Source organism: Paenibacillus aurantius, assembly GCF_032268605.1.
Classification (GTDB): Bacteria; Bacillota; Bacilli; order Paenibacillales; family NBRC-103111; genus Paenibacillus_AO; species Paenibacillus_AO aurantius.
The window spans coordinates 2,515,879-2,528,706 of the sequence record NZ_CP130318.1 but is presented as its reverse complement, the minus strand read 5'-3'; the positions used below and the strand labels follow the sequence as shown (position 1 = coordinate 2,528,706).

Annotated in this window: 9 protein-coding genes; 1 reads left to right on the top strand and 8 read right to left on the bottom strand. The window is 57.4% G+C overall.

Features of this window, described 5'->3' with window-relative positions; genetic code table 11:
• The first annotated feature begins 119 nt into the window (after positions 1-119).
• Positions 120-830 (top strand): FadR/GntR family transcriptional regulator, encoded by a 711-nt coding sequence (locus MJA45_RS11410; protein WP_315607373.1) that lies wholly within the window; start codon positions 120-122, stop codon positions 828-830.
• A 72-nt stretch (positions 831-902) separates the two neighbouring features.
• Here MJA45_RS11410 and MJA45_RS11405 read toward each other — a convergent pair whose 3' ends face one another.
• From MJA45_RS11405 to MJA45_RS11370, 8 genes are all read right to left on the bottom strand, one after another.
• On the bottom strand, positions 903-2,555 hold the full coding sequence (locus tag MJA45_RS11405; protein ID WP_315607372.1) for an extracellular solute-binding protein: 1,653 nt from the start codon (positions 2,553-2,555) through the stop codon (positions 903-905).
• 96 nt (positions 2,556-2,651) lie between these two features.
• Complete coding sequence (locus MJA45_RS11400) at positions 2,652-3,560, bottom strand: carbohydrate ABC transporter permease (RefSeq protein WP_315607371.1); 909 nt, start codon at positions 3,558-3,560, stop codon at positions 2,652-2,654.
• Positions 3,554-4,528, bottom strand: a complete 975-nt coding sequence (locus MJA45_RS11395) for an ABC transporter permease (protein ID WP_315607370.1) — start codon at positions 4,526-4,528, stop codon at positions 3,554-3,556. Before MJA45_RS11395 ends, MJA45_RS11400 begins: the two co-directional genes overlap by 7 nt.
• Before the next feature lie 105 nt (positions 4,529-4,633).
• Entirely contained in the window at positions 4,634-6,223 is a 1,590-nt protein-coding gene (locus MJA45_RS11390; RefSeq protein WP_315607369.1) for a response regulator, read from the bottom strand.
• Positions 6,220-7,956 carry a sensor histidine kinase gene (locus tag MJA45_RS11385; RefSeq protein WP_315607368.1) on the bottom strand — a complete coding sequence of 579 codons (1,737 nt, stop codon included), beginning with the start codon at positions 7,954-7,956 and terminating at the stop codon, positions 6,220-6,222. Before MJA45_RS11385 ends, MJA45_RS11390 begins: the two co-directional genes overlap by 4 nt.
• Before the next feature lie 161 nt (positions 7,957-8,117).
• Positions 8,118-10,790: a family 78 glycoside hydrolase catalytic domain gene (locus tag MJA45_RS11380; protein WP_315607367.1), complete on the bottom strand. Its 2,673-nt coding sequence runs from the start codon at positions 10,788-10,790 to the stop codon at positions 8,118-8,120.
• Between the two features lie 23 nt (positions 10,791-10,813).
• The gene (locus tag MJA45_RS11375; RefSeq protein ID WP_315607366.1) at positions 10,814-11,770 is read right to left on the bottom strand and encodes an SGNH/GDSL hydrolase family protein; all 957 of its coding nucleotides are present in this window, start codon (positions 11,768-11,770) and stop codon (positions 10,814-10,816) included.
• A gap of 20 nt (positions 11,771-11,790) precedes the next feature.
• The gene (locus MJA45_RS11370; protein WP_315607365.1) at positions 11,791-12,798 is read right to left on the bottom strand and encodes a hypothetical protein; all 1,008 of its coding nucleotides are present in this window, start codon (positions 12,796-12,798) and stop codon (positions 11,791-11,793) included.
• Positions 12,799-12,828 lie beyond the last annotated feature (30 nt).

Genomic DNA, 12,828 nt, shown 5'->3' with positions numbered 1-12,828 from the left:
TTGGTATAATGAATGCAGTTCTTCCCGGTCCCCTGGTACTACCAGAGAACCACAACACCAGATTACCACCGAACAAGGATGAACTCAACACGAAAATTCAATTTTGGAGGATAGATGAAATGGTGCAAATTAAATCCGTCAAGCGCATCACGGTAACCGAGCAAATCATGGAACAAATCGTGCAGCTGATCCGCTCCGGCGAGCTGCAGGCGGGACAACAGCTTCCAAATGAACGCGATCTGGCCGAGCAGTTCGGCGTCACCCGCGGACGCGTGCGCGAAGCGCTGAGGGCCCTGTCACTGGTTGGTCTGATCACGATCAAGTCCGGCGAAGGAAGCTTCGTCAATCACCGCCAGGAGCCGATTCCGTCCGAGACCATCGTGTGGATGTTCCACAACGAGCTGGACAATCTGGACGAGGTGTATGCGGCACGCAAGCTGATCGAGTCGGAGGTGTATTTATCGGCGGCCGTACACACCGGGCCGCAGGACCTGCAGCCCCTGCATGAGATCATAGGTAAGCTCAAACCGCTTGTCGGCGACGAAGAGCCGGAAGCCTTCCTGGATGAGCTGGACCGGTTCGATCTTCATGTCGGCGGCATATGCGGCAACCGCATCTACGCCAAGCTGATGCAGACGATCGTCTACTTGCGCAGGGAAACGAGCCTCAAGCTGCTCTGCGTGCCCGGCGCCATGGAGAACAGCCTACACAACCGCTCCCTGCTCCTCCAGGCGTTGGAGCATGGCAGCTTGGAGCAGACGCGGAAGGCGGCCGATGCTTTTTTCGAAGAGTCCAAGGAATTTTATAAGCATATCGGAGAATCCGAGTAAAGCCATGGCAAGAAGACGGCCGATCTCCACCCTTGCGGGGCGGACCATCGGACGTCTTTTTTCTCGTGCCCGTCACTTCATCTTGTCAAGATTGGCCTTCCAGATCTTCGTCTTCTCGGCGAGCACCTTCTCGTAGCCCGCTTTCGTTACGTCCGCCTTCAGCTTGTTGTAGACCGCTTCGAGCTCGTCGTCCGATTTGGCGAACACCATTTTGGCATTGGCGTCATGCCAGATTTGCTTGATCTGCTGCTCGATGATGCCGACTTCCGACTTAGGATCCAGAGACATATTGTTGAATTGGTCGGCGTTCAACTTGGCAAAGCCTCCGAAGAATTCGCTCGCCGCATTGCCCCAATTGAGGGCGTCCGGGTTTTGCGCATTCTTGTAATGACCGATGACATAGAACTTCCAGGAGCCTTCCGGGTTGAACAGGCCGATCTTCAGGTTCGCCTTCTCCTGCGGAGTAATCGTCTTCGCCTTCTCGTTGTCGATCGGCGCCCCGTGCTCGTCTACCTTGTCGTAGAGTACCCCTGGAGGTCCGAATGCGTTGATGCGCTGTCCTTCCTCGCTCGCCCACCAGTCATAGAACTGGAAAATCTGCTCCGGATTTTTCGCTTTCTTCGTTATGACGTTGACGTTCCAGCCCAACGTGCCGTACGTATGCGGGTTCACTGTTTTGGGATCCGCTCCCTTGTTATACAGGAACGGGATAAAATCGTAGCCGGCATTCGGGTCCTTTGCCTGCAGCACGTTATTGGCACTGTTGCCGAGACCCGTGATGTTCGAGAGGCCGGTTACGGCAATACGTCCCGTATTTAGCTTCTCCTGCACCTGCTCCAGCTTCTGCGTGAACATATCCTGGGTAACCAGGCCCTCGCGGTACAGCTTGTTCAAGAATTTATAGGCGTCCTTGTAGGCGGGATCGTTAAAGATAGGCTCCAGGGTGTTGGTCTTCAGATTCGGGAAGGACGGCACGTCGCCGATATTCCAGATCGTGCGGTTATCGCCGAAGCCGGCGTAAATCAGCTTGTAAAGCATGTTGATGCCGCTCAGGGTCATCCCGGTTTCAAGTGGAACGACATCCGGATACTTGGCCTTCACCTGCTTCAGATAATTGTACAGATCATCGAACGTCTTGAGCTCCGGCTTCCCGAGCTCGGTATACATTTTGCGGTTGACGGTCCAACCGGTGTTCGAATACTTATACGGATTGTTAGCGCTGTCAAACCAGTTCGGGATAACATAGATATGTCCGTCTTCCGCCTTCAGCATGTTAAAGGTTTGCGGATCAATCAGCTTCTGCAGCACGGGATACTTCTTATAATAATCGTCGAGAGGGACGAGCATCCCGTTCTTCTGCATCGTCGTATATTCCGACGATCCCCGGTCCAGCATCATAACGTCCGGCAGGTCGTTCGCCGCCACCATCGCCCCGAATTTCTGCTTCGCGTTGCCGTTCGAGCCGATCTCGAGGATATTCAGCTTCTTGTTTTCCTTCAGCCACTTCGTCGACACGTCGTTGCCATAGCCGATCGGAGACGCGAAGTCATAGTTCGAATAGAAGCTGAATTCGAGCGGCTGCTCGCCAAACTGCGCCGCGGCCTTCGTGCCGGTTTGGCCGGGAGCCGGGGACGATGTGCTCCCCGAAGAAGTTCCCGCATTCCCTTTGCTGCAGGCCGTTAGCGCTGTAGTCGACAGCATGGCCGCCGCTACGAGCAAACTCATTTTTTTACTCGCTTGCATGGTGTAACCCCTCTCGTTTAATTTCTTTCATTTAAGGGCGGTGCCCGTAAATGTACCCTGGAAGTAAAGCGGTTAGTGTTACTCCTTCAATGACCCGATCATGACGCCCTTCACGAAAAACTTTTGCACGAAAGGGTAGACGATGATGATCGGAAGACTGACCACCATAAGCGCGGTCATCTGGAGCGACTTCGGAGTGATCGTGCGGGTGACCATATCGCCGACCCCGCCGGGAACTCCGCTCAGCTGGCTGATCATTTCCTGTGCGGAATTGGAGTTGATCATGTTCATCAGATAATTCTGGACGGGCAGCAGGGTCGCCTCATTGATGTAGATGCCCGACGCAAACCATTCGTTCCAGAAGAACACGGCTTGGAAGAGCGACAAAGTCGCGATGACCGGACCCGACAGCGGAACGACAATGCGGAAGAACAGGCCGTACGTGCTGCAGCCGTCGATTCTCGCCGATTCCTCCAGACCGTCCGGAAGCCCCTGAAAGAAGGTGCGGAACACGATCATGTTCCAGACGCTGATGATCCAGGGAACGAAAAGCACCCAGAAATTGTTGAACAAGCCCAGCTCACGGAGCCACAAATAAGTGGGAATGAGCCCGCCGTGAAAGTACATCGTGAACACGGCCGCCAGCATGTAATAGTTACGCCCGATCGTATCCTTCCGGGACAGCCCGTAAGCCAATAGGGCGGTGAAGAAGATCGCGGCCACCGTTCCGCACACAGTCCTCGCCACGGAGATGCCGAGCGCTTTGAAAAACCGCGGGTCGCTAAGCACGACGTTGTAATTGTCCACGGTAAACACCCTAGGCCAAACGGTAATGCCTCCGAGCGAAGTATCCGCTCCCGAATTAAGGGAAAGCACGAAGGCGTTCCAGAACGGATAGAGCGACAAGAGGGACAGGACGAAGAGCGCCGTATAAACGATCGCATCGATCAGGCGATCCTCGAGAGTCAGCTTCCGATATCTCACCACAGCGACGACCCCCCTGCTTTTCTGGCTAGCGAATTGGCGCCCCATAGCAGCAGCACGTTGATCAGCGACTTGAACAGGCCCGCTGCCGTGGCAAAAGAATACCTCATCTGGTTCACGCCGACGTTGTACACATACGTATCGATTACTTCGGAAACCTCTCGCAGAATCGTATTTTTTCCGCCGTTCGTAATCGCCAGGATATCTTCAAACCCGGCATTCAGCAGATTGCCGATTTGCAGAATGAAGAAGATCGTGATAACCGGAGCGATCGTCGGGAGCGTCACGCTAAAGATTTGCCTCAGCCTGCCGGCGCCGTCGATGGCGGCTGCTTCGTACAGATGGGGATTCACCCCGACGATCGCCGCCAAGTACACGATCGAGCTGAAGCCGATTTCCTTCCATACTCCCGAGGAGATCAGAATCGCATAGAAGTACTCCGGAAGCGACAGCCAGTTGACCGGCTGGCGGATCAAGCCGAGCTTCTGCAGCATCATGTTCAGGCTGCCGTTCTCCACGGACAAGATGGAGAAGACCAGACCGGAAACGATGACCCAGGAGATAAAATGCGGGAGGTAGGTCAAGGTCTGCACCAGCCTCTTGTAGGCCGAGTGCCGGACTTCATTCAGCATGAGGGCCAGCGCGACCGGTGCCGGAAAGATGACCACCAGCTTCAGGAAGGCGATCACGATTGTATTCTTCATGATCATGGCAAAGTCGGGAGAGCCGAAAAACATTCGAAATTGCCTTAAGCCGACCCACGGACTTCCTGAGACCCCCTGGAAGATGTCGTACTCCTTGAACGCAATCGTGATCCCCCACATGGGAATATAACTGAACAGGATAATAAAGATGATACCCGGCCAAATCATGCTTTGGACTTCCCACTGAGCCGCCAGCCGCCGAAGCAGGCCTTTGGGCCTCACCCTAAGCCTTGCCGCAGTCTCGGGCACGGAGACGGGTTCGTTCATGCTGCTCACACCCTCTTCTGCAAAGTTTCTATATCCAGCATAAGACTTTGACAGCGATTCCATAAGGGAGCCGAACAACGAAAAGCCATACAAATTCAATGGTCCTTATACCTTGTTCGCCTTGCGGTAATCACCCGGCGTCATTCCGGTCTGCTGCTTGAACTGCCGGTTAAAATACAGGATATTCTTGTATCCCATGCGGTCGGCGATTTCGTAAATTTTGAGTGCTGGGTCGAGCAGCAGCTCGCACGCCCGCCGTACCCGGGCACGGATCAGATAATCGCTGAAATGTTCTCCCGCTTCTTCCTTGAACAACTGCCCCAAATAATTGGGGGAAAACCCGAAGTGTTCGGCCACCTGCTTCAAGGTCAGCTTCGATTCCAAGCCTTCGTCGATATAAGCGAGGATTGAGGCGATGGTTTTGCGGTTCTGCTTCTGCTGCTTCCGGTAGAGAAGCTCCGACAGCTCGAAAAATTTCCGGCGCAGCCACGATTTCATATCCTGCAGCGTCTCGAACTGATCGAGGGCACGGAGGCTTCCGTACTCCCATTGCAGAAGCTCGTACAGGTTCTCGTTCCATTGCCCGCAATGCATATGCAGCCTCGATATATAGTGAACGATCAGGTGAATGATCGCCGCTTTATCGTCATATCCGTCGAGCTGACGGAACAGCGCTTCTAGAAGTTCATCTATGGAAACCAGTTGATAGTTTAGCATGTCATGGAACATGGCCTCCGCGGCCTTTTCGATATCGGCCGTTAGCCCGGGGGCCGGCTGCTTCGTTTCCGAACGATAAAGGATCAGCCTGTTTTTGCCAACAAAAAGCTTTTCTTTAAGCGCGCACCTCGCATGCTTGAACGCCGTTCTCAGCTCGGCGGGATGGCGGGCTGTGCTGCCGACGGCTAGGGTGGCCGTAAGGGGATGGTATTGCTCCCGGATGCCGGCGAGCACCCGTTCGGCAAGCCCCTCCAGCCGGCTTCTCCCACAGGCAGCGACCAGCACTAGCCGGTGCTGCTTGTCCGGCAAGCAGAGAATCTCCCCTTCTTCCTCACACAGAACCCGAATGGTTTGATGAATCCGGTGCAGGAGGCTTCTTCTCTCCTCCTCCCCCATGTCGCTCAGCTTCCATTCCAAGTCGTCGATTTCGAGCACCGCGAGCTCGAGCCCTTCCTCCCTTGCCAGCGGTTCCAGCATCTTGGCGGCGACCGGCTCCAGCTCGGGAGAGACGGTCCCTTCCAGCCAGCCTAGCAGAAGCTCCTTCTCGATATGAGGAAGCGCTTCTTGCAGCCGCTTCCCCGTATCCCGGCTTTGCCGTTCCGCGTCCAGCTTGGCGACCAGCTGCCTCACCGTGTCCTTAAGCTCGTCGTCATCCACGGGCTTAAGAAGGTACGCGCTGGCGTTCACCTTGATCGCCTGCTTCGCATACTCGAAATCCTCGTGTCCGCTTATAAAGACAATCTGCAGCTCCGGCCGAAGCTCCCGCGCTTTGGCGGCCAGCTCCAGCCCCGATAGGATCGGCATGCGGATATCGGAGATCATGATGTCAAACGGCCTCTCCCGCAGCAGCTGCAGCGCTGCGAACCCACTGTTGACGGCAGCGTCGACGGAAAGCTTATCCTTGTGCTCGGACACTCGTCTGGACAGCCACTCCAAATCGATCGATTCGTCATCTACCAGCATGGTCGAATAAGTCATGCTTCGTTAAGCCTCCTTTGCCCTTTCCCGTCTTCATAGGGAAGCATAATGCGTACCGTTGTTCCGATTCCCAGTCTGCTGAAGATGTGAACGCCGTACAGGTCTCCGTATTGCAGCCGGATGCGTTCGTTGACGTTCCTTACCCCATACCCTCCCGTCTCCGGCTGATGGGGGTCGGACAATCGCCGCAGGGCTTCTCTCGTCATGCCGAGACCGTTATCGATGATGCGGAGCTCAATGCGCTCGCCTTGGCGGCTTCCCATCAGACGGATATGAATTCTTTCCTCAAACCAGGCATGCTTCAGAACGTTCTCGACGAAAGGCTGCACAATCAGCTTTATTGTCTGGCAGGGCAGAATGTCAGGGTCCAGCTCATAGCTGACGGTAAACCGATTGGCATACTTGATCGCCTGGATGTCCAGGTAGCTCTTCACCTGATCGATCTCCTTGCCGATCGGGATAAACAGGTTTCCCTCATTCAGCGTCAGCCGGTAAAACCTGGCCAGGCCCGCCACCATAGCCCCCAGCTTCTTGGTCTCGCCGATGTGCGCGAGGCTGTTGATCGAGGACAGCGTGTTGTAGAGAAAATGCGGGTTGATCTGCGCCTGCAGCGCCGTCAGCTCCGCCTCCTTTTTCTGAATGCCCTGGAGGTAAACCTCCCGGATCAGCTCATCTATGTTCTGGGCCATGCGGTTGAAAGCGGCCGATATTTGCGCGAACTCATCGTTTCCCGTTAACGCCAGACGCTTAGAGAATTGCCCGGCCTGAAACAGGCGGATGCAGGACAAGATATGCTTGATGCTTCGTCCGGAATACTGAGCGACCAGAAAAGCCATGACGGCCATGACGACAAAGCTGATTCCGCAAACCGACAGCGTAATGAGACCGATCCGGCCCGCGTCCTGGTGCAGAGCGCTAATCGGAATATTAGCCCGAAGCACGAGATCGGTATTCGGGATCTCCTCGGCTATCGTCAGAAACCGGCCGTCCTTAGCGGAAAGCTCCCGGTCCGGAGCGTTCGAGAATAACACCCTGTTCTCCCGTTCATCGACGACTTGAATAATGGAATCCTGGCTGATTCCCGAGATGAGCAGAGAATGAAACAGCTCCTTCATCGGGACCGTAATGCGCAGAAACCCGATCTCCGTCTGGTAGTCCGTAAAGGAAATCAGCTTTCTTAGGAGGGACAGGTTTCCAAACTCCGCATCGTTGTCCACTTGCCGCCAGACGTTGTCTTCTCCGCTTGCGACCATATCCGCGTGCCAGCTCTGGGAGGACAGCCGATTAATGGACAGCAGGGCGTAGCTTTTGTCCTGAATGTCCATGTTCAAATTCCCGTGGATTTCGTCGATCCGGCTGTTGGTCACATACACGATCATTCTTAGGTTTTGAGCCGTCATCTTGAGCGGGGTTTCCATTAGCGGCAGCAGGCCGCGCATGGTCGTTTCATAAACCGCCGCACGGTCGCCGGCCACCTGCAGGTAGGATTGGTAGGACGGACTGCTGAACAGAGAGTCGGAAACGGCTTGCAAATCCGCCATCTGGTAGCGGGTGTTGTCGCGCATTTGCCGCAGCGCCCCTGCCGCGTTCGCCTGGACGAGCTCGGTTCGGGATTGTACGGCCGAATGGTAAGAAAAATAGCCGACGATGATATCGGTCATCATCACGAGCAGCAGATAGGGGACCATCATTTTGTAGGAAAAAGGGATATACCTCCCGGGCCGGTCTGGCATGATGCGTCGTCCTCCTTCGGGATGAAATAACTCTATCGAGGCGCTGCTTAACCTCAGGGGGGCGTTCCGCGCTTCTCGCGCACCGCAATCTCACTTGGTAGGTCCAACAAAAAAGGGGAACCTTCGCGGTGATTGCGAGGCCCCCCACATGTTTCCACCGCTTAGCGGGTCATCGATTCTTGCAGCCGGCTGGTGAAGGTATAGCTTCCGGAGCCGGTGCGGTATACCGCGTATCCGTCCTTGAAGCGGAGAAGCTCCGAGGAAGTCCCGCCGCCGCGAACCTTATCCGCTGCCTCTGCAGGAACATAGATCAGCCCGTCCGCATTCACGGGGATTTCCGCCGCAAGCGTGATCGAGCCTCCCTCGCCCCGCTCCCAGCGTACGCTGGCCCGGCCCGCTCTCAGGTCATACCAGGCTTCCGCCCAGGCGAGGTCGTTCGCCATATCCGGCTTCACGATCACTTCCATCCGCCCGGCTTCCGGGCGGAAACGATAATCCAATCCCGCGAGGGAGCTGTACAGCCACTCCTCGATATGTCCCAGCATGAAATGATTTTGCGATTTCCCGACCGTCGGCCCGTCCCATGCCTCGGTCAGCGTAGTCGCTCCGTTCGCAATCATATAGCCGTAGCCCGGTTTATCCGTCGTGCGCGTCATCCGGTAGATCACGTCCGAGCGCCCGGCTCTCGACAGAGCCAGCAGGACGTAGCGGTGGCCAATGTCGCCCGCTGTCGTCTGGTAGTCGCGGCCCGCAATGTTCCGCACCAGACTTTCGAGCAGGTGCGCCCGATGCTCCTCCGGAGCAAGGCCGATCGCAAGAGGCATCGCCAGCGCGGCGTCGCTGCCCTCGGCATACATCCGCTTGCCGGAATCGAAGTATTCCCCGTTGAACGCTTCCTTGATCGATGCCGCAAGCGACGCGAAGACGTCTGCTTCGTCGGAATGTCCCAGCAGCGAGGCGATTCGACCCATGACGACGGTCAATCCGTAATAGATCGCCGTTTCGGCAAGCGGAACCGGCGTGTTCTGAGCGAAGCCCGGACCCTCCGGTCCGATATCGTACCAGTCCCCGAGTCCCCCGCGAATGATAAGGCCGTCGGCGCTGCTCGTTAAATAATCGATATAGCGCTTCATGCCGTCATAATGGCGCTCCAGGAGGGCACCGCTGCCGTAGCGCTGAAGCACCTCCCACGCCGTCAGCACATAGGTGCCCCCCCATGCGGTGGCGTCGCGGAACATTTGCCACGGCTCCTTGAACACAACGTATTCCGGAGCGGTCGTCGGGACGAGTCCGTCCTCCGTCTGCGCGTCGGCGATATCGTCCAGCACTTTGCCGAACAGAGCTTCCACATCGTAGTTGAACAGGATGGACGGTCCGAGCAGGTGAACCTGTTCGAGCCAACCGAGCTTCTCGCGGTGCGGGCAGTCGGTGAAGACGCTCTTCATGTTGCTCAAGATCGCCCAGTCGATGACTTCGTGAATCCGGTTCAGCATCTCGTCCGAGGAACGGAAGCCGCCGACGACCGGGGTGTCCGGGTAGATCATCTGGCCAATGATGGCGTGCAGCACCGGAAGCCCCGAAACGGCTCCCGCACCCGCTTGCCCAACTGGTGCGGCACCCTCCAGCTGAACGTAGCGGAAGCCATAGTAGGTGAAGCGCGGCCTCCACACCTCCACTCCGTCGCCTTTTAACGTGTAGTTCAGCTCATAGGGAGCCCCGGACCATTTCTGGTTGGCGAGTCCGTCTTCCGTCAGAATCTCCGCCGGGATCAGCTTGATCTGGGCGCCGGCTGGGCCGCTTACGGATATCTCCGGCCAGCCGGAGAAGTTCTGGCCGAGATCCAGCACATAGGTGCCGGGCTTCGGCTGCGTCACACCGGTTAGAGCAAAGCGGCGCATCACCTTGAGCGGAGGCGCCGGCTGCGCAAGCAGCCGGCCTTCCGGCGCTTCCACCTCCGCCGCCGGACTCCAGCGGGCATCCTCGGCATAACCCGGCTGGTCCCAGCCGGCCTGCTCCAGACGGGCGTCGTAGTCCTCTCCGCCGTAGATGCAGGAGAACGTGAGCGGACTGGCGCTGACGGTCCAGCTTCCGTCCGTTCCGATCGTTTCCGTCCGGCCGTCCTCGTGCTCGACGACCAGATCCATCCGGCATCTCGGGTGGCCGAAGGAGTCTTTAAACTTCGTATACCGTCCGCCCGGCACATGGAAGAAACCATTGCCGAGCGAAATGCCGACGGCGTTCTCTCCTTGCTGTAGCAGAGAGGTGACGTCGTAAACCGTATACTGCACGGTCTTGTCGTAATTCGTCCAGCCGGGATCGAGCTCGTATTCCCCGACCCGGCTCCCGTTCAGACGCAGCTCGTAGTGGCCGAGGCCGCTAATATAAGCTCGCGCGCGGCGGAACGGGCCGCTCAGCCGGAACTCACGCCGGAACTGCGGCATTCCCTGTTCCTCGGCATGGGCTTCGGGCTCCCCGATCCAGCGTCCGGTCCAACCGGACTCAGACAGTTGGCCGGTCTCCCACCAGGCGGTAGGGCTTTCCGCAGGCTCCCCCGCTTCGTCCCATACCGTGACGCGCCAGTAATAGCGCTGTCTCGGCTGCAGCGCGGCTCCTTCATACTTGATGGACGTATGGGCCGCACTCCGAATGACTCCGCTGTCCCAGGCGTCGCTCCCGTTTTCGGTTGTTCCTACGACGATCCGGTAAGCCGTCTGCTTCCGGGCGTGTTTCGGAGACGCCCCGAACGACCAGCTGAACCGAGGGCTCCTTGCATCGAGTCCGAGGGGACATTGCCTTCCCTCGGTCCACTGTGCAGCTATTTGAATCGGTGCCATATGCTTCCCTCCGCTTTCTTCCGCTACCGGGGGAGCCGCTTCAGCAGCTCCAGCGTCATATGCATGAAGCCGAGGTCGTTCGGATGCAGACCGTCGGCAAAATAGTCGTTGTGATGCGGCGTCAAGGCAAGTCCGTCGAGGTATCGGACGTTTTCCCGCTCGCTGATTCTCTCAAGCGTGCGATGGATGTCCGTGAACGCCCCGGCGGGCTTCGGATCCGTCAGGTCGGACCGCCAGATCGGCGAGATTACCACGACGGGAACGTCTCGGTATAAGCGTGCCAGTTTGCCAATGAAGGCACCGGCCTGCTCCTCGAACTGCTCCGGTGTCTCGCAGAGCGCCCAATCGTTCGTCCCGTAGGCGACCGTGACGAGATCCGGACGGTACGGAAGCTGTGGATCGATCAGGTCCGGATGGAAGACGAAGCCGCTGACCGCCTGGTTAAGCAGGTTCATACGCAGCCCGCGGGCTACTTGAACCGCATACGTTTGCGACGGATGAACGGCGTTCAGCCCTTGTGTAATGGAGTCGCCGAACATCAGCAGATTCTGCTCATAGGACGGGGCCGGCTCGCAGACCGATCCCTCCCCGAACGTCAAAGTCTGGACCGTCACGCTTGCGAGATACGGGAAATAAATCGTCAGCTTGCACGGACGTCCCGCTTCGATCGGCAGCGACGCGCTCCACTCGCCCGTCCCTTCCTCCGTGAACGTATCCCCTTCAAACCCGATCAATACATCGTCTACATAGAGATCGAAATAAAGCTGCTCCGTCGTCCCCGGCTTGAGAGAGACATGATAGAGCATGGAGACGGAAGGCGAATCCGTCAGGAGCTCGAGCTTGATCCCCGCCGAATTATAGCATCGAAACAAATGAGGCCGCTTCTTGAAAAATTCCAGCTGCGCGTCGGTAAAGCGAAGCGGGAGCACGCCCCCGCCCTTCTCCGTCAGCTGGATAGCATGTTGAAACCACTCGCGCATCCTACTATCCTCCGATTTCTTTAATCTTTCAGCTTTTTCGAAGTCGCAACGGCGATGGACCGAAACTCCGGCCAAATGTTGCAGGTTCGGTCCCCCTCCTGGGGACGGCGGCTGGCCGTATAGAAATGATACAGAATGCCGTTATGCGAAATAACCGACGGTTTATGGGCGAAGATCGCATCCAGCTCGCCTTCCTGTCCCACCGTAAGGATCGGCTCCGGAAGCTTCGACCAATGGAACAGGTCGGTCGACAGAGCAAGGCCTTCTTGGGCGTGCTTGTAGTTGTAGCCGAAGAAGAACATCGCCCAGCGGTCGCCGTCGCGCAGGACGCAGGGGTCGCTGACGAAGCCGCTGTCCCAGGCGTCCGGTGTGACGCGAAGCACCGGGTTGTGCTCGTACCGGTCCCAGTGAACGAGATCCGTCGAGGTGGCCAGCCCCGTCTGCTCGAGCCAACGTCCGTGGTCCTGGTTCTTGGCGTTGTAGAACAGGTAGAACGTTCCCTCGTGCTCGATCAGGCATTCCTTGTACAGACCGCCCTTCTCCCACTCTTCTCCGTCCTCCGGCACAAGAATGGGGTCGGGGAGCCGGTTCCAGGTAAGCAGGCTTTCGTCCTCGGTCCATGCCAGGCCGATTTTGGCGGAACCCTCCTCGTACCCTTCTCCCGGGTACGAGTGATAGGCGAGCCAGTATTTGCCGTCCCATTTCTTCAGCGTTCCCGGGCCGGACATCTCGTTGTCCCGCAAGATCCAGGTGCCCGCGATGTTCCGCGAATCCCACTCCGCCCCTTCGTCCCGGCGCAGAATCGTGGACAGATGCTCCCAGTGCAGCAGGTCATCGCTTACGGCGAGTGCCGTCTGGTAGCCGGACCCGTCGAAGCCGACGTACATCATATAGAACCGGTCGTTGTGGCGAAAAACGAACGGGCAATCGACCGCGTGATAGTCGAACGCGCCTTCCACACCGGAGCCGACAAGCACCGGCTCCGGATATTTATAAGGGGTTAAACAGCTGGTAATCTCCATATCCATCGTTGCTCCTCCTTTTCGTACGGGCGGATT